The sequence below is a fragment of the Rhizobium sp. P2_G2 genome (assembly GCF_056403555.1).
In genome coordinates this window covers 23,739-45,995 of the sequence record NZ_JBFUFF010000054.1, presented here as the reverse complement: position 1 = coordinate 45,995, position 22,257 = coordinate 23,739, and the positions used below count along the sequence as shown (strand labels likewise).

Genomic DNA, 22,257 nt, shown 5'->3' with positions numbered 1-22,257 from the left:
CCACCCCCTCTGCCCTGCCGGGCATCTCCCCCCCAAGGGGGGAGATTGGATGGGGCACGCTCATCGCCCGATCAACAAGGCCAAGTTCCCAGCAATCGACGTTAATGGGATACGGGCGGTATGCGGCTTGCCAATCTCCCCCCTTGAGGGGGAGATGCCCGGCAGGGCAGAGGGGGGTGGCGACCTGTCAACACGATCAGGTGGGCGCGACGCAAGCACCGTGGCGTCAAGCAACCCCAAAAAACGGCGGCTCCGGCCTCAACAACACCTGCAGCGCATCCATATCCGTCTCACCGGAGATGCGCTTCTGCAGGATGCGCCCCATATGCTCGCCGGTCGCGGTCAGGTCCTCGTAAATGCTCTCCACCTTGGGCTGGATGGCAGACATCAGTTGCGAAGTCTGCTTGGCGACGATGTCATATTCGATGCCGAGCGTCAGTCCGCAGTCGCTCATGCCGGTGATCGTGGCCAGTGCCGCGACCTCGCCGCCGCACATGAAGGCGTCGGGCGGGTCGGGCTCGCCATGGCGGTGGGCGATCCGGTCGCGGATCTTGCCGGCCGGATGGTCGAGGTCGACATCGGTGATGATTTCGTAAGCGCAGCCGGCCTCGCGCACGGCGGTCATGAAGCCGTGCAGGATATGGCTGCCGAAGCTGAAGCGCATCGGCCCGCTGATCAGCGCCGGCTTGCGGCGGCCCTTGGCGATCAGCCGCTTGGTTGCCTCATAGGTGAAGGTGAAATTGTCGTAATCGACATAAGGGTGCGGTGTCGAGAGCTCCGTTCGGCCATGCGTGACGAAGGGAAAATCGTGCTCCATCAGGAGCCGCACCCTGGGATCGAACGGCTCGGTGCGCGACATAATCAGCCCGTCGGCCATATGGTTGCGCATGATGTAGTTGACCGCATCGATATTGCTCGTATGCGGCAGGTTGGGCATGACGATCAGGTGATAGGCCGTGCCCTGCAGCGCCCGGGCAATGCCGGCCATGATCGAGGTGCCATAGCCCAAGATTTCCTCATGCGGCTCCAGCAGGATGGCGATGACATTGGTGCGGCCGGTCTTGAGCCGCTGAGCGGCGCGGTCGGGAGAATAGCCGACCTTGAGTGCGATCTCGCGCACCCGCTTGCGGGTCTCCTGGTTGATCACCGGGTCGTCCGACAGCGCCCGCGACACGGTGGTCACGGCAAGGCCTGCCATATCCGCAATCGTGCGCAATGTCGGCTTGCCGCTTCTGCGGGCTGGTCTGGTCGTGGGTGGGATGGGTACGCGAGACACGCTCGGCCTCTCCTCCAGGGGGCGTCGAATGGGGCGGACACTAACCCGACATCGGCGCGCGCGCAACGCCGATCTGGAAACGTTTTAAATTTTTTCGCACTCAGTGCCGAATCTTTTGGATGTGAAGAAAAAGGAAGCAAAAACAGACAGTAAGCGATGTAAACTTTGATACAAAAAGGCGGAATGTTGCTCTTGACTTGTTCGGGTTTATAACGTTTTAAATGACCCCCAGCGGCGCTCGCGCCGTGACTACCAAGGCCTTTGCACGGGGAGTGGATAGGCTTTTCAACGCGGATCTTCCGCTTTTATGAACTTGCAAACCGGGAGGAAAACGATGCGCAAGTTGTTGATGACGACAGCATTGGTGGCGATGACTGTGGCTGGCTTCGGTGCCGCCAAGGCCGCAGACGTGAAAGAAGTGCAGATGCTGCACTGGTGGACGTCCGGTGGTGAAGCCGCCGCGCTCAACGTGCTGAAGAAGGATCTGGCAGCCGAAGGTTATGCCTGGAAGGACGTGCCGGTTGCCGGCGGTGGCGGTGATGCTGCCATGACCGCGCTCAAGGCCATGGTCGCCGCGGGCACCTATCCGACCGCTTCGCAGATGCTCGGCTACACCGTGCTCGACTATGCTCAGGCCGGCGTCATGGGCGACCTGACCGAGACCGCCAAGAAGGAAGGCTGGGACAAGGCCGTTCCGGCTGCCCTGCAGAAATTCGCCACCTATAACGGCAAGTGGGTCGCCGTTCCGGTCAATGTCCACTCCGTCAACTGGCTGTGGATCAACAAGGCCGTCATGGAAAAGATCGGCGGCACCGAGCCGAAGAACTTCGATGACCTGATCGCCCTTCTCGACAAGGCCAAGGCTGCCGGCGTCACCCCGCTGGCTCTCGGCGGTCAGGATTGGCAGGAAGCCACGATGTTCGACTCGATCGTGCTCTCCACCGGTGGTCCGGAATTCTACAAGAAGGCCATGAACGACCTCGACGAGGATTCGCTGAAGTCGGACACGATGAAGAAGTCCTTCGACAACCTCGCCAAGATCATCAAGTACACCGACGCGAACTTCTCGGGTCGTGACTGGAACCTGGCGACCGCCATGGTCATCAAGGGCGATGCGCTCGTGCAGGTCATGGGCGACTGGGCCAAGGGTGAATTCCGCGCCGCCGACAAGAAGGCCGGTCAGGACTTCCTGTGCTTCCGTTTCCCGGGCACCGACGGCAGCGTGATCTATAACTCCGACATGTTTGGCATGTTCAACGTTCCGGACGACCGCAAGGCCGCCCAGGTGGCACTCGCGACCGCGACGCTCTCCAAGAGCTTCCAGTCGGCCTTCAACGTCGTCAAGGGTTCGGTTCCGGCCCGCGTCGACGTTCCGGACACCGACTTCGACGCTTGCGGCAAGAAGGGCATGTCCGACCTGAAGAAGGCCAACGAAGGCGGCACACTGTTCGGCTCGCTCGCCCAGGGCTATGGCGCTCCTCCGGCGATCGCCAATGCCTATAAGGACGTCGTGACCAAGTTCGTCCATGGCCAGATCAAGACCTCTGACGAAGCCGTCAAGCAGCTCGTCCAGGCCATTGACGACGCGAAGTAATCGACGTTGATTGATCAGGGTTCCCCCGCGGCCATCGCGGGGGAATTCCAAGCGGGTTCCGGAAAGGTATTCCACGGTTTTCCGACGAGAGCCTGCAACAGACAAACGAACTAAGCGGATGGTTCGTTGGCTTGCCAACGAAAGCCTGCTTAGCCCCATAGACGATAGGGGAGGAGACGAATCTCATGAGCACAGTCGCAACCACCGATCCGATCCTGACGCGCAGGCGCGCCACAGGGATCTCGCTCCGCACGCGGATGCAGGATGCGCTGCCGAAGATCGTGCTTGCCCCGAGTTTCGCCATCGTCCTGATCTTCGTCTATGGCTTCATCGTCTGGACAGCCTATCTCTCTTTCACCGATTCCAAGGCCTTCCCATCTTACGCGATTAGTGGCTGGCGCAATTATAGCAAGCTGTGGCGCTGGACCTTCGAAAGCGACCCGCCATCGTCCTGGTATACGTCGATCACCAATATGGGGATTTTCGGCTTTCTCTATATCGGGATCTGCCTGAGCCTTGGCCTGCTGCTGGCTACGCTTCTCGACCAGAAGATCCGCGGCGAAGGCGTGCTGCGTCCGATCTTCCTTTACCCGATGGCGCTCTCCTTCATCGTCACCGGCGTCGCCTGGAAATGGTTTCTCGATCCCGGCCTCGGCCTCGAGCAGACGCTGCACCATCTCGGCTGGACGAATTTTCATTTCGACTGGATCAAGAACAAGGACTTCGTCATCTACACCGTCGTCATTGCCGGCGTCTGGCAGGCCTCGGGCTTTGTCATGGCCATGTTCCTTGCGGGCCTGCGCGGCATCGACGGCGAGATCATGAAGGCGGCGCAGATCGATGGCGCCTCGGCCTTCCAGCTCTATCGGCGCATCATCATCCCGATGCTCCGGCCGGTCTTCCTGTCGGCCTTCATCGTGCTCGCCCATATGGCGATCAAATCCTACGACCTGGTCGTGGCGCTGACCTCCGGCGGCCCCGGGGGCTCGGCCTGGCTGCCGTCCAACTTCATGTACGAATATACCTTCAGGCGGAACCAGATGGCCGTCGGCTCGGCAAGCGCCATCATCATGCTGATGACCATCAGCGCGATCATCGTTCCCTATCTCTATTCCGAACTCAGGGAGAAGGCCCGATGAGCGCCGTCACCACTCAAGCTGTCGGCGTCCAGCCGGGCGGCGGCAAATGGGTCACCCGCGCCGTCATCTACGGCCTGCTGCTGATCTTCGCCGTCTTCTACCTGATGCCGCTTTTCGTCATGCTGGTCACCTCGTTCAAGACCATGGACGAGATCCAGAACGGCAATATGCTCGCCCTGCCGCAATCGCCGACCCTCGATCCCTGGTTCAAGGCTTGGGGCGAGGCCTGTGTCGGCCTCACCTGCGCCGGCATCAAGGGCTATTTCTGGAACTCGATCAAGATGGTTGTTCCAGCCGTGGCGATCTCGACTTTCCTCGGTGCGCTCAATGGCTATGTGCTGACGAAATGGCGTTTCCCCGGCGCGACGCTGGTGTTCGGCATGATGCTGTTTGCCTGCTTCATCCCGTTCCAGTCGGTGCTGATCCCGATGGCGACCATCCTCGGCAGCATCGGGCGCTTCGGCGCTACACTGCAACAGAATATCGGCACCAGCTTCGGCCTCGGCAATTCGACCGTCAACCTGGTCTTCGTTCACGTCGTTTATGGTCTGGGTTTCACCACGCTGTTCTTCCGCAATTACTACGAGGCCTTCCCCAGTGAACTGGTCAAGGCTGCGCAGGTCGATGGCGCGAGCTTCTTCCAGATCTTCCGCCGCATCATGCTGCCGAACTCGCTGCCGATCATCGTCGTCACCGTGATCTACCAGTTCACCAATATCTGGAACGACTTCCTGTTCGCCTCCGCTTATGCCGGCACGGGTGACTCGATGCCGATGACCGTTGCGCTCAACAACGTCGTCAACACATCCACCGGCGTGGTTGAATACAATGTCAACATGGCTGCGGCGATGATCGCCGCCGTGCCCACGCTTCTCGTCTATATCCTCGCCGGCCGCTATTTTGTGCGCGGTCTTATGGCGGGCGCCGTCAAAGGGTGATCGATCCATGGCTTTCCTCGAAATCTCTGACCTCAGGAAGCGCTTCGGCGCCGTCGAAATCCTCAAGGGGATCGATCTCGACCTCGAAAAGGGTGGCTTCCTCGTTCTCGTCGGCCCATCCGGTTGCGGCAAGTCGACCCTGCTCAACACCATTGCCGGCCTGGAATCGATCAGCTCAGGCGAAATCCGTGTCGACGGCAAGCCGATCAACGATCTGCATCCATCGAAGCGCGACATCGCCATGGTGTTCCAGTCCTATGCGCTCTATCCGAATATGACCGTGGCCGGCAACATTTCCTTCGGCATGGAAATGCGCGGCGTGCCCGCCGAAGAACGCAAGAAGGCGATCGACGACGTCGCCAAGGTGCTGCAGATCACCCACCTGCTCGACCGCAAGCCGAGCCAGCTTTCCGGTGGCCAGCGCCAGCGCGTCGCCATGGGGCGGGCGCTGGTGCGCGATCCCAAGCTGTTCCTGTTCGACGAGCCGCTCTCCAACCTCGATGCGAAACTGCGTGTCGACATGCGCACCGAGATCAAGCGCCTGCACCACCGCATGAAGACGACCATCGTCTACGTGACACATGACCAGATCGAGGCAATGACGCTGGCGACCAAGATCGCCGTTCTTAAGGACGGAGTGCTGCAGCAGGCCGGCACGCCGGCGGAAATCTACAACAATCCGGCCAACATGTTCGTCGCCGACTTCATGGGATCGCCGGCGATGAACCTGATGACTGCCACGGTCGAGGATGGAGCCGCCGGTCTAACCGTTTCGCTCGAACGCCACGAGGGCGAACCGCTGAAACTGCCGGTCAATGGTGCGGCCAATGCGCTTGGCGCCTATAAGGGCAAGCAAATCGTGTTCGGCATACGCCCGGAAGCGCTGACCGACCCCGAAGGCGCGGACCACAATGCCAAGACTGTCGCCCAGGGCGATTGCTTGATCGAAGTGGTGGAGCCCGCCGGTTCGGACACTTTCGCCGTCATCAAGCTCGGCAAGAAAGAAGTCGTCGCCCGCCTGCGCGCCGATGCCAGGATCACCGCCGGGCATGTGGCGAAGCTCGCCTTTAATCTCGACAAGGCGGTCTATTTCGACCCAGCCACGCAAGCGCGGATCGCCTGATCGATGGACGAAACGCCCGATATCGTCATCATCGGCTCGGGCATTGGTGGCTCGACCGTCGCCTCCGGGCTTGCGGCCTCGGGCGCCAATATCCTGATCCTCGAAGCCGGCGATCACATCCCAGACCAGCTGGAGAACCGCGACCAGCGCGCCATCTTCCAGCGCGGTCATTTCCGCCCGAAGGAGATGTGGTACGAGCACGGTGGCGAACCGTTCAACCCTGGCAATTACTACAATGTCGGCGGCAATTCGAAATTCTACGGCGCGGTGCTGGTGCGCTACCGCCGCGAGGATTTTTTGGAAATGAAGCACCGCGAGGGCGTCTCGCCGGCCTGGCCGTTCCCTTACGAGGAACTGGAGCCATGGTATAGCCGCGCCGAACAGCTGTTCCAGGTGCGTGGTGCCTTGGGCCAGGACCCGACCGAGCCGCAGCATTCCGAGCCCTATCCCTTCCCGCCGGTGCCGGAAGAGCCGGCCATCGCCAGCGTTCGCGCCAAGTTGAAGGCGGTCGGCATGCATCCCTATTCGCTGCCGCTTGGCATCGACATCGAGCGCTGGCTCCGGAAGGCCAAGACGCCATGGGATGCGCATCCCAACAGTTTCGACGGCAAGATGGATGCCGAGACGACCGCGCTCGCCTATGCCCTGCAGCACAAGACGGTCAAACTGCAGGTGAAATCGCGCGTCACGCGGCTGGAGACATCGCCGGACGGCAGCCGTATCCAGACGGTGCATTACGAGCAGAACGGCGAGCCGAAAAGCGTGTCGCCCAAGCTGGTGATCCTCTCGGCCGGCGCCGTGCAATCTTCCGTGCTGCTGCTCCGCTCTGCCAACGACAAGTTCCCAAAGGGTCTGGCCAATTCCTCCGACCAGGTCGGCCGCAACTTCATGAACCACAATTCGAGTGCCATCCTGGCGATCTCGCCCTTCTACCGCAACGACTCTGTCTACCAGAAAACCTTTGGCTTCAACGATTTCTACCTTTCGGACGGAGAGGGCGGACCGCCGCTCGGCAATATCCAACTGCTCGGTCGCGTTTCCGGCGCCATCCTCAAGGCCAATCTACCGAACGTGCCCGAATGGCTGCTGAACCAGATTTCGGCGCATGCGATCGATTTCTACGCCATGAGCGAGGATATTCCGCATCCCGAGAGCCGGATCATGGTCGACGGCGACAGGATCGTACTCAAATGGCATCGGACCAACTGGGACGCCCATCTGGACCTCGTCCGCAGGCTCAAGGGCGTGCTCAAGAAGGCCGGCTTCCCGATCGTGCTGTCCCGCCCCTTTGACAAGCGCACGCCCTCGCATCAGTGCGGCACGGTGAAGATCGGCAACGATCCGGAGACGTCCCCACTCGATGTCTTCTGCCGTTCGTATGACCACAAAAATCTCTTCGTTGTCGACGCCAGCTATCTGCCGACCTCGGCGGCCGTCAATCCGGCGCTCTCTGTGGCGGCGCAGGCTCTGCGCGTCGCTGATCATATTACCCGGACGGAGCTCGCGGCATGAGCGCCCGGCCTGTTGCAGTGATCACAGGCGGAGGCCGCGGCATCGGTCTCGGCGTGGCCAAGGCCCTGGCTGCAGACGGGTTTTCGATCGCGCTGACGGGGCTTGGTGCACCGGCGACGAATGATCCGGTGGTGGCCGAACTGGGTGCTGATGCCCTTTATGTCCAGTCCGATCTCGCCGACCTCGCCACCCACCAGCCAGCGATCGAAGCCATCCTCAGCCATTTCGGCCGCATGGATTGCCTGGTCAACAATGCCGGCATCGCCTCGCTCGTGCGCGGCGATTTCCTTGAACTCGACCCGGCCAATTTCGACACGATCGTCTCGGTGAACCTGCGCGGCACGATCTTCTTCACCCAGGCCGTGGTGAAGGCAATGTTGCAAGCGGATGTACCAAAAAATGCACGCTCCATCGTCAACATCACCTCGGTTTCTGCATCGCTGAGTTCGCCGGAACGGTTGGATTATTGTGTCACCAAGGCAGGCCTGTCGACTTTCACGCAAGGGCTGGCGCTGCGGTTGGCGGAGACCGGCATTGGTGTCTTCGAGGTGCGGCCTGGCATTATCCGTAGCGACATGACGTCAAAGGTTTCGGCCAAATACGACGCACAGATCGCCGACGGCCTCGTGCCGATGAAACGCTGGGGCGAGCCGGCCGATATCGGTGCGATCGTGTCGGCGCTGGCGTCAGGAAAATTCGGCTTCGCCACCGGCTCGATCATCGACGCCGATGGTGGCCTGTCGATCGCAAGATTGTGAATTGAAATAGGAATTTGCGGCGCCGACCGCGGGCTCCATCTTCTCCCCAGCGGGGAGAAGATGGAGCCCGCAGGGCCGGATGAAGGGGCTTCCTGGGTGGGGCGGCCCCCTCATCGCCTCGCATTCGCTCGGCACTTCTCCCCGCTGGGGAGAAGAGGGAGCATGCCGCGGCGCCCGAGAACCAAGGACGACAACATGACCTACGACTACATCATCACCGGCGCCGGCCCTGCCGGCTGCGTGCTTGCCAATCGCCTGACCGAAGACCCCAACATCAAGGTCCTGCTGATCGAAGCCGGCGGCGGCGACTGGAATCCGCTGTTCCACATGCCGGCCGGCTTCGCCAAGATGACCAAGGGCGTGGCGAGCTGGGGCTGGAGCACCGTGCCACAGAAGCACATGAAGGGCCGCGTGCTGCGCTACACCCAGGCCAAGGTGATCGGCGGCGGCTCATCGATCAACGCCCAGCTCTACACCCGCGGCAATGCCGCCGACTACGATCTCTGGGCGAGCGAGGATAATTGCGCCGGCTGGGACTACCGCTCTGTTCTGCCCTATTTCAAGCGCGCCGAGGACAACCAGCGCTTCGCCGATGACTATCATTCCTACGGCGGCCCGCTCGGCGTCTCCATGCCGGTTTCGGCGCTGCCGATCTGTGACGCCTATATTCGCGCCGGCCAGGAACTCGGCATTCCCTACAATCATGATTTCAATGGCAAGCAGCAGGCCGGCGTCGGCTTCTATCAGCTCACCCAGCGCAATCGCGCGCGCTCTTCCGCCTCGCTGTCCTATCTGTCGCCGATCAAGGACCGGAAGAATCTCGAAATCCGGCTCGGTGCCCGCGTTGCTCGCATCTTGCTCGAAGGCCGTCGTGCCGTCGGCGTCGAAGTGGTGACCTCGAAGGGGTTCGAGATCATCCGCGCCAACCGCGAAGTTCTGGTTTCCTCGGGCGCCATCGGTTCACCCAAATTGCTGCTGCAGTCCGGCATCGGTCCGGCCGATCACCTCCGCTCTGTCGGCGTCGAGGTCAGGCACGACCTGCCTGGCGTCGGCGGTAATATGCAGGACCATCTCGACCTGTTCGTGATCTGCGAATGCACCGGCGACCACACCTATGACGGTGTCGCCAAGCTGCATCGCACCCTGTGGGCAGGCATTCAGTATGTCCTGTTCAAAAGCGGTCCGGTGGCATCGAGCCTGTTCGAGACCGGTGGCTTCTGGTATGCCGATCCGAATGCCCGCTCGCCCGACATCCAGTTCCATCTCGGCCTCGGCTCTGGCATCGAGGCCGGCGTGGAGAAGCTGAAAAATGCCGGCGTGACGCTCAACTCCGCCTATCTCCATCCGCGCTCGCGGGGCACCGTGCGGCTGCAATCCAGTGATCCGGCCGCCGCCCCTCTGATCGACCCCAACTACTGGTCGGACCCGCATGACAGGGTGATGTCGCTGGAAGGCCTGAAGGTCGCCCGCGAGATCATGCAGCAAGCGGCGCTGAAACCCTATGTCATGGCCGAACGCCTGCCGGGTCTGAAATACCAGACGGATGAAGAACTGTTCGACTATGGCTGCGCCAACGCCAAGACGGACCACCACCCGGTCGGCACCTGCAAGATGGGCACCGATGACATGGCGGTGGTCGGCCTCGACCTCAGGGTTCGCGGTCTCGAAGGCCTGCGCGTCTGCGACAGTTCGGTCATGCCGCGCGTGCCCTCCTGCAACACCAATGCGCCGACCATCATGGTGGGCGAGAAGGGCGCCGACATCATCCGCGAGCGCGAACCCTTGTCTCCGGCAATCTTCCAGCATGAGCGCAACGATCTTCGCCCGCGCGCACGCGCCACTGTCCGATGATATCAGGCGAACAGCAAGACCTGTACAAATCCGCAAAACGTGCCCTATGCTTGGGATAAAAAACAATTGGCAAATCCGATGACTCTCAAGCAGAGATCACGCCGAGGCAGCGGCCGGCCGACGCTTTCCGACGTCGCCGACCGCGCCGGCGTCGGCACGATCACCGTGTCACGAGCGCTACGCGAGCCGGAACGGGTCTCGCCGGAGCTGCGCGAGCGCATCGATCTCGCCGTCAAGGACCTGGGCTATGTGCTCAATCCCAATGCCAGGGCGCTGGCCTCCGTCCGTGCCGATGTCATCGGTGTGCTGATCCCGTCGATGACCAATAACGTCTTTTCCGATGTGCTGCGTGGCATCCATGACGGTCTAGGCGAAAGCGCGTTGCAGGTCCAGTTCGGCAACACCCACTATTCCGAGCGCGAGGAGGAGCGGCTGTTACGAGTCTTCCTCAGCCAGCATCCCTCGGCGCTGATCATCTCTGGCATCGATCAATCGCCGACGACGCGGCGGCTGATGGAGACCGCCGATTGCCCTGTCGTGCAGATCATGGAGATCGGGCCGGACCCGATCGACATGATGATCGGCTTTTCGCATTTCGAAGGCGGCAAGGGGGCGGCGCAGCATCTCGTCGATGTCGGCTGCCAGCGCATCGGCTTCATCGGCGCGCGCATGGATCCGCGCTCGAACCGTCGCATGGAAGGCTACAAATCGGCCATGCAGGCTGCCGGCAAGTTCGACAGCCGGCTTGTCACCACCACGACCCAATCCTCGAGCGTCACTGTCGGCATGCGCCTGTTTCATGAGGCGATCGAGCGCGTGCCGGGGCTCGACGGCGTGGTCTGCAACAATGACGACATCGCACTCGGCGTGCTCTTCGCCTGCAACCGTTCCGGCATCGCAGTGCCGTCGCGCATGTGCATCGCCGGTTTCAACGATCTGGAAATGATGGAAGCGGCCTATCCGCCGATCACCAGCGTGCGCACGCCGCGCTACGAGATCGGCCGTCGCGCCATTGCCATGGCCTTGGCCGAGCTCAATGGCCAGACGGTCAGGGACCGCATCGTCGACCTTGGCTTCGAACTAAGAATCCGCGCCAGCACGCTGCGTTGATATAGTCGCGTGAGCTGCGGCGGACGCCCCTTTACAATTGGTTTTGGTAGCGCTACCATCCTTTCCCATGACGCCGAGGGAGAGGAGCCCGGGGGCGTCTAAGGCTTGCCTAAAACGATACGATACCCAGACACCGGAGCCGAGTGCTCCAGTTCCTTTGGAGCATGTGTGGTGGCGGATGGTCGATGGCCGGTCTTGGCAACATTTGGGAGGAATTCAATGATCAAGACTATCGTCGGCGGCTTTGCTGCCGCTGCTGTATTCGCGCTCATGGCGACGACTTCAGCTCATGCCGCAGGACCGAAAATCGTCAAGGGACCGTCAGCGGATCCGGAATGCTTCGTGCCTTGGTCGGACAAGACCAAGTTCTTCCAGTTCAAGAAAAAGAAAGGCCCATATCGGATCGCGCTCGCCAACGGCTACATCGCCAATACCTGGCGCATCCAGATGATCCAGACTGCCAAGGCCTATGCGTCGCAGCCGGACGTCAAGGCCAAGCTCAAGGAATTCAAGGTCGTCTCGACCGGCGAAGACGTGCCGGCGCAGCTCGCCGCGATCAACAACTTCATCGATTCCGGCTATGATGCGATCGTCGTCAACGCACAGAATCCTACAGCCTTCGGACCGGTGATCAAGCGCGCCAAGAAGGCGGGTGTCGTGCTCGTCGCCTTCGACAATATCCTCGACACGCAGGATGCGATCAACGTCAATGTCGACCAGAAGGGTCTCGGCGCGCTGTGGGCCAAGTGGATCGTCGACCACGTCCCCAATGGTGGCAAGGTGCTGGAAGTGCGTGGCGTTCCCGGCACGTCCGTCGATACCGACCGCCATAACGGCATCAAGGAGACGTTCGATGCCAGCGGCAAGAAATGGGACGTTGTCGAAGTGCTCGGCAAATGGGATGATCCGACCGCGCAGAAGGCAACCGCCGATGCGATCGCCGTGCACAAGAAGTTCGACGCCATCACCGCACAGGGTGGCGATACCGGCGTCGTGCAGGCGATGATCGATGCCAAGCATCCGTTCGTGCCGTTCGGCGGCGAGACTGAAAACGGCTTCCGCAAGTTCTGCGCCAAATTTGCCGGCGACGGCCTGAAGTGCTCGTCGGCGGGCACTGGCCCGGCACAGGTTGCGGTTGCCATCAAGACGGCGATCGCAGCACTTGAGGGTGAAGTCGTGCCGCAGTCGGTCAAGCTGCCGCTCGCTATCGTCGAAGACCCGAACTTCAAGGCGGACCAGGATTATTATCCGAAGCAGTCCGACAATTTCTTCGTCGGCAACTCCTTCCCGACCTGCAAGATCAACTTCTCTGCCCAGGAAATCATGGGCCAGACGAAGGAAAACCAGTGAGCCCTTGCTGGTTCGCTTGAAATAGGTACCGCGGGCGAAAGCCCGCGGTGAAGGCACGTCTCTCAGGATGTCGCTTATGGCGCGAAGACCCCTCCCCACAAGGGGGAGGGGCTTAACCCGCGGCACCGCTGTGCCCCGATTGAGGCAGGAAGCAAGCCGCGAGTCTTCTCCCCCTTGTGGGGGAGATGGCCGGCAGGCCAGAGAGGGTCTTTGGTACAGGCGATAACCCTTCCCTTGAGAATGGCGGCCCTTGGATGAACTCAGGGCCCCGAGCGGGCCGCTCGCTGAAGCAGTGAAACGGATAGTACATGGCCGTAGCAGAGTCAGAAACCACGCCGCTTTTCCGTATGGAAGGCATTTCGAAACGCTATGGCGGCGTACGGGCTTTGGAAAATGCGTCTCTGGACGTTCACGCCGGCCGCATCCATGCCATTCTCGGCGAGAACGGTGCCGGCAAGTCGACGCTGATCAAGATCATGTCCGGCGTCGTTGCTCCGGATGAAGGCCGCATGCTGATGGAGGGCCGTGATGTCCGCTTCCGCTCGCCGGCTGAGGCGGCGCGCGTCGGCATTGCCTGCGTCTTCCAGGAACTGTCGCTGATCCCTGACCTTTCCGTCGCCGACAATATCACGATTTCCAACCCGCCAAAGCATTTTGGCTTGATTGACCGTGGCGCCCAACGTGCCATCGCCGAGGAGGCGCTGGCACGCGCGGGAGCCGAGGACATTCATCCCCGCGCCATGATCCGCGACCTGCCGCTGTCGCGCCGGCAGATGGTCGAGATCGCCAAGGCACTCGCCTGGCGGCCGCGCGTGCTGATCCTCGACGAGGCGACGTCGGCGCTGACGGCCAGCGACGTCACCAAAGTGTTCGCGGTGCTGAAGCGCCTGCGCGGCGAGGGATTGGCACTGCTTTATATATCGCACCGCATGCACGAGATCGCCGAACTGGCCGATGATTGCACCGTGTTCCGCAACGGCCGCCGTGTCGAAGGCTACAAATACGGCACCAAGAGCGACAACGAAGTGGTCGAGATGATGATCGGCCGCGAATATTCCAATGTCTTTCCGCTGAAGCCGCCGCGTCATGAGATCGGCACGCCGGTGCTGGAATGCCGGGACCTCGGTTGGACCGACCGGCTCAACGACATTTCCTTCAAGGTCGGCAAGGGCGAGATCGTCGGCCTTGGCGGCCTGGACGGTCAGGGTCAGCGAGAACTCTTGCTGGCGCTGTTCGGCGTGCTGCGCGGCACGACCGGCAGTATCGCCATCGACGGCAAGCCGGTGAGCCTGAACAGCCCTGCCCAGGCGCGCGCCGAACGCAACGGCATGGCGCTGATCCCAGAGGACCGCAAGACCGAAGGCCTGATGCTGCCGATGACGGTGCGCGAAAACCTTTCTTTCGCCAATCTCGACCGCATGTCCAATGCCGGCATCATCGATCGCCCGAAGGAAAACGACCTGCTCGACCGGATGATCAAGCTGCTCGCCATCAAAACCGCCGGAGCGGACATCCCGGTCGGTACGCTGTCGGGCGGTAACCAGCAGAAAGTGGTGATTGCCAAATGGCTGATGCGCGATCCCCGCATCATCCTGCTCAACGATCCCACCCGCGGCATCGATGTCGGCACCAAGCAGGAGATCTATCAGCTGCTTCGCCGGCTCGCCGACGCCGGCGCATCCATTCTTTTCTATTCGACCGACTATGACGAGTTGATCGGCTGCTGTGACCGCGTGCTGGTTCTCTATGACGGCCGCGTCGTGCGCGAGCTGGAAGGCGAGGGGATGACCGAACATGCATTGATCGCCAGCGCGCTCAATGTCGAGAATGCGCCCAGACTGGAGACGGCCGGATGAAGGAATGGCGTTACTGGTTCAACGAACAACGCGGCACGCTGATGGGGCTGGCGCTGTTCCTGATCATGTTCACGATCTATATCGCCAACCATCCCGCCGGCTTCTCCGCCGACGTGGTCCAGACCGCTGCCAACAAGGGCGTGCTGCTCGCCTTCGTCGCCATGGCGCAGACACTGGTCGTGCTCACCGCCGGCATCGATCTCTCGGTCGGCATGGTCTTTATCCTGACCAATTGCCTTGCCTCCTATATCGTCGTTGGCGGTGGATGGCAGACGACGATCGGCATCATCGGTGTCCTGCTCGCCGGAATGGCCTGTGGCGCGCTGAATGGTGGTCTGGTCATCTATGGCCGGCTTCAGCCGATCGTCGCCACGATTGCCACCTCGGCCATTTATTATGGCATCGCACTGCTGCTCCGCCCGATTCCCGGCGGCGAGACCAATGAAGACCTCGCGGATTTCATCACCGGCCAGACCTATGACGTCATCCCCACCAGCCTGATCCTGCTGCTGGTCGTCGTCATCGTGGTCTGGGTGCCGTTCCGCCGCTCCGTCTGGGGCCGCGCCGCCTATGCCGCCGGCTCTTCCGAGCAAGCGGCCTTCATGTCGGGCATGCCGATCCGGCGTGGCAAGTTTGCCGCCTATGTGCTCGGTGGCCTGTTCTCCGGTCTGGCTGGCCTGTTCCTGACATTCTCGACTTATTCGGGCGAGGCGGCCTATCAGTCCGGCGGCACCTATACGCTCTGGTCGATCGCCGCTGTCGTGCTCGGCGGCGTGTCGCTCTTCGGCGGGCGCGGCAGCGCCATCGGCGCGATCTTCGGCGCCTTTGCCGCCCGCACCACGGGTGACATGCTCTTCGTCTTCGACGTCGACCCGCTCTGGCAGCCACTGCTGCAAGGCATGGTGCTGGTGATCGCGATCAGCATCGGCGCCATCGGTCTCCTGCGTGTCCGCAACCGTTTGGAATGGTTTCAATGAGCGACATGACAGAAGAACGCGCGCCCTCGGCTCTCCGCCTGCCTGCCTTCCTTCGCCGCGTCGACCCGGCAGTGGCAACCGCCTTCGGCTGCATCATTCTGCTGCTGATCCTCGGTTCGCTCTATTCCAGCAACTTCCTGTCGCTCGAATATCTCGTGCAGCAATTGAAGGTCGCCTCCTTCCTCGGTGTCGTCGCGGCGGGCATGATGCTGGTGATCCTGCTCGGCCAGATCGACCTTTCCGTGCCCTGGGTGATGACCATGGGGGCGATGATGGCCTGCGCCACCGCCGGCTTCGGGCTGACGGGCCATATCCTTTCCATCCCTGTCGGCGTGTTTTGCGGCGCGCTTTTCGGTCTGATCAACGGTTATGGCGTCGCCTATATGCGCATCCCGTCGATGATCGTCACACTGGCGACCAATGTGGTCGCGTCGGGACTGATGGTGCTCTATACCGGCGGCTTCTCGCCGCAGGATTCCGCCCCGCCCGCGGTGCGCTGGCTGGCAACCGGCTTCATCATTCCCGGCCTGCCGAATGCGGTCATCGTCTGGGCGATCGTCAGCGCCATCATGGTCTTCCTCTATAGCCGCACCACCTATGGCCGCTCGATCTACGGCATCGGCAACAGCGAGCGCGCCGCCTACCTCTCCGGCCTCAACACCCGCCGCATCGTCATGACCGCCTTCGTCATTTCCGGTGCGCTCAGCGCTTTTGCCGGCGTGCTGGTGGCGGGCTATGCGTCCAAAGCCGCGCAGTCGATGGGCGACGCCTATCTCCTGCCGTCGATCGCGGCTGTCGTCTTGGGCGGCACGTCGATCCTCGGCGGCAAGGGCTCCTATCTCGGCACCATCGCCGGCGTCATCCTGATCACGCTCCTGCAATCGATCCTGGCTGTGATGCAGATGCCGGAGGCAGGCCGTCAGATCATCTATGGCGTTGTCATCATCGTCATGTTGCTCCTCTACGGCCGCACCCCAGCCAGTCGCTAGAAACATTTTCACAGCTTTTGTCGAAACGGTGCCTCCTCCCGCGTCATAGGGGAAGCCGAGGAAGGAGAAGGTTATGACCGACAGACAGTCTATCGAAAATGAAATCAATGCCATGTTGATCGCCCGGGCAGAGGCGTTCGCAAGCAAGGACGCGGCGGGGGCGATGTCCTATGTCACCGACGATGTCGTACACTATTCCCTGGCCGCGCCGCTGGGCACGAAAGGTAAGGATGAGAAGGGTCTGCAGGCCTGGTTCGACACCTGGCAAAGCGGGGTCGGCGGCGATGTCGGCGATGCAAAGCTGACCATCGGCGACAATGTCGCCTTCTGGACCGGCTTCGTCAACATGAGCGGCACCAAGACTGATGGTTATAAGGTCGATCTCTGGTATCGCCTGACGCTCGGTCTGGTAAGGATGCCTTCGGGCTGGAAGATCGCCCATGTGCATGAATCGGTGCCCTTCGCCATGGATGGCAGCGGTCTCGGCCTGTTCAATCTCAAGCCTTGATTGCGACCATCACGCGGACTGGCGCAATCCTGTTTCGGCGTTTACTTTGCCTGCGGTGCAATCGCAGGCAAAGGTTTGACATGCCGCTCAACAGACTGCTTATTTACGCCAGGAACATGGAGGCGACGGCTCTTTTCTACGAGAAGCATTTCGGCTTCCAGCGACGGCAATTGCCTGGCGACCGCATTCTCGAACTTGTCGCGCAGGACGGCGGCGCCAACATTCTGCTGCATCCGGCGGCCAAGAGCCAGAAGAGCGGCGGCCAGACGATCGTCAAGCTTAGCTTCGATGTCGAAGACGTCGAAGCCTTCTGCGCCCGAAGTGCCGGGAACGGGCTTGAATTCGGCCCGATTCATCAGGCCGACGGCTACTCTTTCGCCAACGCCAAAGATCCCTGCCTGAACTCCATTTCGGTTTCCAGCCGCGCCTTCCGCAAGGTCGATTGATGGCCGCTTTTTATGACAGGATCGGGCCCCAGCAAAACAATTGACAGCCGTCTGCAAACCCGCATAATCTTTCGTACACATACGATCTAAGGAGCCGGAGAGCTCCGTATGGGGAATGAGCCCTCTGGGGTTCTGTTTGCGTCCGATTTTGCGTCGACATAGGTTCAAAACGAAAACTGGGGAACGCCAAATGACCAATTCGATCTTTTCGGCAGGCTCTGCCATCACGCGCCGCACGGCGCTCAAGTCCATGGCCGCGGGCGCCGCGACTTTGGTTGCTTCACCCTATGTTGCGCGCGGCGCGGAAGGCGGCACGATCAAGCTCGGCGCGCCCTTCCACCGCACCGGCATCGGCGCCTCCTACGGCCGCTGGTATGAGCGCACCGCGCAAGCCGCGGTCAAGCTGATCAACGATGCCGGCGGCATCAACGGCATGCCGATCGAGATGATCGTCGAGGATGACGGCACCGATCCCAAGCGCGGCACCGAGGTGGTCGAGAAATTTGCCACCGAATACAAGGTCGATGCGATTTTCGGCCACCTGTTCTCGCATGTCGTCGCCGCGGCCGGCCCGCGCGCCGGTGAACTTAAGGTGCCCTATCTTGTCTGTTCTGAAGGCCATCAGCTCGCCTCGGGCGGCCTGAACCGCTACACCTTCCAGCCGGGCATCACCGATGTGAAGTCGCAGGTGTCGTCGATGGCGCCGTGGATTTCGAAAAACCTCGGCAAGAAGGTCACGATGATCTTCCCCGACTATGCCTTCGGCCACGATCATCGCGACTATTTCTCCGCCGCGATCAAGGCGCAAGGGGGCTCGATTGCCGGCCTGATCCCGATCCCGCCGACGGAAAGCTCGTTTACCCGCTACTTCCCGCAGATCCCGGCCGAGACCGAGGTCATCTATCACGTCATGGTCGGCCCGGCCGTGCTGACCTTCGTCAAGGAACTCGGCGATCATTTCGGCAGTTCGCGGCCACAGATCTTCGGCTTTATCGACTCCCTAGAAGCCGTCGATCTCGCCACACCGCAGCTCGATTATCTTGACGGCACATATTTCTGGGAAGCCTTCCCGCGTTATGCGCAGAAGGACCAGACCGAGTTCGACAGGTTCTACCGCGAAAAGGTCGGTCTCGACGCCAATGGCGCCAGCACCAGCGATCCCAAGGACATTTCGACCTATTCCCATATGTTTTCGACCTGGGAAACATTGTTTGTGATCAAACAAGCGATGGAGATGGCGAAGTACAAGGGACCAGAGCAGAAGAAGGATTTCATCGTCGCGCTGGAATCGCTGCAGAAATTCCCGGAAAGCAACGAGCATCCGCAGGGCGAAAAAGTCTTCGACGGCAAGACCCACCAGGTGTTCGGCAAGCAGCACATTTCCAAGGTCGAGAACACCAAGCTGACCGTCGTGCACACGACCTCGATCGAGGACGGCATGTACGAGCCCGAAGTCGACTATACCAAGATGGACCTCTGATTTCGGAACACGATCCAGCCTCGCCGGCTGCAATGCTGGCGGGGCAATCCCGTTTGCCTGCCGAAAGTGCCGCCGCTCATGGGTCTTGGCCCCTATCTCTTTCTCGCGATTCTGGAAGGCCTGGTGCAGGCATCGGTACTGACCGTGACGGCTGTCGGCCTGTCGTTGGTCTTCGGCGTCATGCGCGTGGTCAATGTCGCCCATGGCGAATTCTTCATGCTCGGCGCGGTCTTCGCCTGGTTCCTGTCGAGCCTGTTTCCGGACAATCCGGTGCTCGGCTTCGTCGTAGCGCTGATCGTCGCGCCATTGTTGGTCGGCGTGATCGCCTATGCCACTGACCGGCTGATCCTCAAGCGGCTGAGCTATGATCCCGAGGCGACCATCGTCGCCACGATCGGCCTGCTCTACATCCTCCAGCAATCTGCCCTGATCTTCTTCGGACCCGACGCCAAGGCCGTCGAGCCGCCCTTCTACTGGCGCATTCGCTTCCCCTGGTTCGGCTATGATGGCTATAAGCTGTTCATCATCGCCGCTGCGATCGTCCTCATGCTCGGCGTCTGGTTTATGATGCGCCGCACGAAGATCGGCCTCGTTATGCGCGCCACCCAGCTCGATCGCGAGACGGCGCGGGCTTTCGGCATCGATGTCGACAGCGTCTCCGCCACCGTCTTTGCCTTCGGCGGCATGCTGGCCGCCATAGCGGCCGTGCTGGTCGTGCCGATCCAGCAGGCGCATTACCTGATGGGCCTCGACCCGCTGTTACTGTCCTTCATCGTGGTGATCATCGGCGGCCTCGGCAGCCTTCCGGGAACGGTGGTCGCAGCGATCCTGATCGGGCTGTCGGATGGCATTCTATCCGTATTTTTCTCGCCGACGCTGGCGAAAATGGTCTCGACGCTGCTCGTCGCGCTCGTGCTGGTGATCCGGCCGAACGGACTGTTCGGAAAGGCCGAGCGATGACCCCGGCAATCGCGCGCCGCAACTTCATTCTGCTCGTCGTCGTGCTGGCAGCACTGTTCCTGCTGCAATTCGTCGTGCCGGATTATTATGTGCTGACGATCACCCGCATGATGACGCTCGCCGTCTTCGCAGTCGGCTACAACATGCTGCTCGGCTATGTCGGGCTGATGAGCCTGGGACACGCGATGTTCTTTGCCGCCGGCCTCTATGGCGCCGGCCTGCTGACCTATCATTTCGGCATTGCGGTGCCATTGGCTTTCCTTGGCGGCGTGATCGCCGCTCTGCTCCTGGCCTTGGTCATCGGCTTCCTGTCGCTCCRCACGCAGCGTGTTTCCTTCATGATCGTGACGCTGATGTTCTCGCAGGTCGGCTTCCTGATGACGCTCTATTTCGCCGATGCGACCGGCGGGCAGGATGGCCTGAAATTGCCGCATGCGGCCCGCAGCTTTCAGTTCGCCGGCCTGACCTTCGATCTCACCAACGAAATCGTCCGTTTCAATCTCGCCTTCGGCCTGCTGCTGGTGGCGCTGGCCATCTCCTTCTTCGTCCTTGTCAGCCGTCGCGGCCGCATCTTCGCGGCGATCCGCGAAAACGAAGGCCGCACCGAAATGCTCGGCTTCAATGTCTTCGCCGCCAAGTTGGAAGCTTTTCTCTATTCCGGCGCCATCGCCGGCGCCGGCGGGGCTGCCTATGGCCTGCTGGATGGCTATGTCGGCTCAACCTTCGCCTCGATCCAATATTCGATCGAGGTGCTGCTGTTCACGCTGCTGGGCGGCGCCGGCACATTGCTTGGACCAGTGATCGGCGTCGCCCTGATGACGACGATGATCGACCGGCTGAGCGAAGTGACCACGGCTTATCTGCTGGTCGTCGGCGTGGTGCTGATCGTCATCGTCCTCTGGTTCCCGAAGGGCATTCTCGGCACGATCCGCGAGAAGTGGCTGCCATGGCTGATGTGATCCTGAGAACGGAGGGGCTGAAACGCTATTTCGGCGGCCTGCACGCCGTCGACGGCGTCGATTTCAGCCTGGAAGAGGGCGAAATCCGCGCCATTATCGGCCCGAACGGCGCCGGCAAGACCACGTTCGTCAGCCTGCTCGCCGGTCGCACGCCGGTGACCGACGGCCGCATCACCTTCCGCGGCGAGGACATCACCCGCCTGCCGGCCTTTCGGCGCGTGCGGCGCGGCATTGCCTATACATTCCAGATTACCAACATCTATCCAAAACTCACCGCCGCCGAGAATATCCGCATGGCCACGCTCGGCCGTACCCAGCGAGGTGATAAGGTCAATTTCGAACGCGAGACTTTGGCAGCGCTCGATGCCGTGGAACTGGCCCACCGTGCCGATATCCGCGTTGGCGAACTCGCCTATGGCCACCAGCGGCTTGTCGAAGTGGCAATGGGCCTGGCGCTGTCGCCGATACTGCTCATTCTCGACGAGCCGACGCAAGGCCTGTCGGATTCGGAGATCGCCAATTTCTGCAAGCTGGTCAAACGCATCTCCACCACCGCCACGATCCTGCTGATTGAGCACAATATGGATGTGGTCATGCAGCTTGCCCACCGCATCACCGTGCTCAATCGTGGCCGGACACTGGCTGAGGGAACGCCCGCTGAGATCAGCGCCAATGCCGAAGTCCAGGCCGCCTATCTGGGGACGGGGCTATGATGCTGAAGGTCGAGGGCTTCGATACTTATTACGGTGAGTTGCAGGTCCTGCGCGGCTTTTCGATCGCCGTCGCCGCCGGCGAGATCGTCTGCCTGCTCGGCCGCAACGGCGCCGGCAAGACCACGGCGCTCAAATCCATCCTCGGCCTCGTGCCACCGCGGCGGGGCAGGCTGGTGCTCGACGGAGCGGATCTGACAGGGCTCTCGGCAGAAAAAATCCCGCGCTCCGGCATCGGCTATGTGCCGCAAGGCCGACGCCTGTTCAAGGAACTGACGGTGCGGGAAAATCTTGAAGTCGGCCTTATGACCCGCAAATCCGGACCGGACGTGCTTCAGCGTGCTCTTTCCTACTTCCCGGCGCTTGCCGAACGCATGGGCCAGCGCGCCGGCACGCTGTCCGGCGGCGAGCAGTCCATGGTGGCGATCGCCCGCGCGCTGTGCGTCGCGCCCAAGCTGATCATGCTCGACGAGCCGACCGAAGGCCTGATGCCCTCGATGATCCAGGCGATCCGCGATGTCGTGGCCAGGCTCCGCAACGACGGGGTGGCCGTTCTGCTGGTCGAACAGCGCATCGACGCGGTGCTGCCGGTGGCCGACCGTATCGCCTTCATGGATCAAGGTGTCGTGCGGGCAGAATATGGAGTGGACGCTGTGCGGGCGGACGCGTCGTTGGTGCAGAAATATCTGGGCGTGGGGCACTGATAGCATTGACTTGACTG

General features: G+C 61.5%; 20 protein-coding genes. 19 read left to right on the top strand and 1 reads right to left on the bottom strand.

The window, feature by feature from the left end; translation table 11 throughout:
- Positions 1–226: 226 nt before the first annotated feature.
- The gene (locus tag AC1D06_RS27695) at positions 227–1,276 is read right to left on the bottom strand and encodes a LacI family transcriptional regulator (RefSeq protein WP_477989024.1); all 1,050 of its coding nucleotides are present in this window, start codon (positions 1,274–1,276) and stop codon (positions 227–229) included.
- 334 nt (positions 1,277–1,610) lie between these two features.
- On the opposite strand from AC1D06_RS27695, the gene AC1D06_RS27690 reads away from it, so the two are divergent.
- The 19 genes from AC1D06_RS27690 to AC1D06_RS27600 all read left to right on the top strand — a co-directional run bounded on the left by AC1D06_RS27690 (position 1,611) and on the right by AC1D06_RS27600 (position 22,240).
- Positions 1,611–2,870, top strand: a complete 1,260-nt coding sequence (locus AC1D06_RS27690; RefSeq protein WP_477989023.1) for an ABC transporter substrate-binding protein — start codon at positions 1,611–1,613, stop codon at positions 2,868–2,870.
- A 185-nt stretch (positions 2,871–3,055) separates the two neighbouring features.
- Positions 3,056–4,009 (top strand): carbohydrate ABC transporter permease, encoded by a 954-nt coding sequence (locus AC1D06_RS27685; protein ID WP_477877532.1) that lies wholly within the window; start codon positions 3,056–3,058, stop codon positions 4,007–4,009.
- The gene (locus AC1D06_RS27680) at positions 4,006–4,947 is read left to right on the top strand and encodes a carbohydrate ABC transporter permease (protein ID WP_477877533.1); all 942 of its coding nucleotides are present in this window, start codon (positions 4,006–4,008) and stop codon (positions 4,945–4,947) included. Before AC1D06_RS27685 ends, AC1D06_RS27680 begins: the two co-directional genes overlap by 4 nt.
- Before the next feature lie 7 nt (positions 4,948–4,954).
- Positions 4,955–6,070 (top strand): ABC transporter ATP-binding protein, encoded by a 1,116-nt coding sequence (locus AC1D06_RS27675; RefSeq protein WP_477877534.1) that lies wholly within the window; start codon positions 4,955–4,957, stop codon positions 6,068–6,070.
- Positions 6,071–6,073: 3 nt separating this feature from the next.
- Positions 6,074–7,582, top strand: a complete 1,509-nt coding sequence (locus tag AC1D06_RS27670) for a GMC oxidoreductase (protein WP_477989022.1) — start codon at positions 6,074–6,076, stop codon at positions 7,580–7,582.
- Positions 7,579–8,340: a 3-ketoacyl-ACP reductase gene (locus AC1D06_RS27665; RefSeq protein ID WP_477989020.1), complete on the top strand. Its 762-nt coding sequence runs from the start codon at positions 7,579–7,581 to the stop codon at positions 8,338–8,340. The genes AC1D06_RS27670 and AC1D06_RS27665 overlap by 4 nt, the downstream gene beginning before the upstream one ends.
- Before the next feature lie 195 nt (positions 8,341–8,535).
- The gene (locus AC1D06_RS27660; protein WP_477989018.1) at positions 8,536–10,191 is read left to right on the top strand and encodes a GMC family oxidoreductase; all 1,656 of its coding nucleotides are present in this window, start codon (positions 8,536–8,538) and stop codon (positions 10,189–10,191) included.
- A 78-nt stretch (positions 10,192–10,269) separates the two neighbouring features.
- Positions 10,270–11,301 carry an HTH-type transcriptional regulator GntR gene (gene gntR / locus AC1D06_RS27655; RefSeq protein ID WP_477989016.1) on the top strand — a complete coding sequence of 344 codons (1,032 nt, stop codon included), beginning with the start codon at positions 10,270–10,272 and terminating at the stop codon, positions 11,299–11,301.
- 219 nt (positions 11,302–11,520) lie between these two features.
- Positions 11,521–12,651: a sugar ABC transporter substrate-binding protein gene (locus AC1D06_RS27650; protein ID WP_477877539.1), complete on the top strand. Its 1,131-nt coding sequence runs from the start codon at positions 11,521–11,523 to the stop codon at positions 12,649–12,651.
- Between the two features lie 308 nt (positions 12,652–12,959).
- Complete coding sequence (locus AC1D06_RS27645) at positions 12,960–14,507, top strand: sugar ABC transporter ATP-binding protein (RefSeq protein WP_477989015.1); 1,548 nt, start codon at positions 12,960–12,962, stop codon at positions 14,505–14,507.
- Positions 14,504–15,484, top strand: a complete 981-nt coding sequence (locus AC1D06_RS27640; RefSeq protein ID WP_477989013.1) for an ABC transporter permease — start codon at positions 14,504–14,506, stop codon at positions 15,482–15,484. Before AC1D06_RS27645 ends, AC1D06_RS27640 begins: the two co-directional genes overlap by 4 nt.
- Positions 15,481–16,473, top strand: a complete 993-nt coding sequence (locus AC1D06_RS27635; protein ID WP_477989011.1) for an ABC transporter permease — start codon at positions 15,481–15,483, stop codon at positions 16,471–16,473. The genes AC1D06_RS27640 and AC1D06_RS27635 overlap by 4 nt, the downstream gene beginning before the upstream one ends.
- 73 nt (positions 16,474–16,546) lie before the next feature.
- Positions 16,547–16,981: a YybH family protein gene (locus tag AC1D06_RS27630; RefSeq protein ID WP_477989009.1), complete on the top strand. Its 435-nt coding sequence runs from the start codon at positions 16,547–16,549 to the stop codon at positions 16,979–16,981.
- Between the two features lie 80 nt (positions 16,982–17,061).
- Positions 17,062–17,427 (top strand): VOC family protein, encoded by a 366-nt coding sequence (locus tag AC1D06_RS27625; protein ID WP_477877544.1) that lies wholly within the window; start codon positions 17,062–17,064, stop codon positions 17,425–17,427.
- 190 nt (positions 17,428–17,617) lie between these two features.
- Positions 17,618–18,907: an ABC transporter substrate-binding protein gene (locus tag AC1D06_RS27620; RefSeq protein ID WP_477989007.1), complete on the top strand. Its 1,290-nt coding sequence runs from the start codon at positions 17,618–17,620 to the stop codon at positions 18,905–18,907.
- Between the two features lie 78 nt (positions 18,908–18,985).
- The gene (locus tag AC1D06_RS27615; RefSeq protein ID WP_477989005.1) at positions 18,986–19,867 is read left to right on the top strand and encodes a branched-chain amino acid ABC transporter permease; all 882 of its coding nucleotides are present in this window, start codon (positions 18,986–18,988) and stop codon (positions 19,865–19,867) included.
- Positions 19,864–20,826, top strand: a complete 963-nt coding sequence (locus AC1D06_RS27610; protein ID WP_477989004.1) for a branched-chain amino acid ABC transporter permease — start codon at positions 19,864–19,866, stop codon at positions 20,824–20,826. Before AC1D06_RS27615 ends, AC1D06_RS27610 begins: the two co-directional genes overlap by 4 nt.
- Positions 20,814–21,539 (top strand): ABC transporter ATP-binding protein, encoded by a 726-nt coding sequence (locus AC1D06_RS27605; RefSeq protein ID WP_477989003.1) that lies wholly within the window; start codon positions 20,814–20,816, stop codon positions 21,537–21,539. Before AC1D06_RS27610 ends, AC1D06_RS27605 begins: the two co-directional genes overlap by 13 nt.
- Positions 21,536–22,240 carry an ABC transporter ATP-binding protein gene (locus AC1D06_RS27600; protein WP_477989001.1) on the top strand — a complete coding sequence of 235 codons (705 nt, stop codon included), beginning with the start codon at positions 21,536–21,538 and terminating at the stop codon, positions 22,238–22,240. The genes AC1D06_RS27605 and AC1D06_RS27600 overlap by 4 nt, the downstream gene beginning before the upstream one ends.
- Positions 22,241–22,257: the final 17 nt, after the last annotated feature.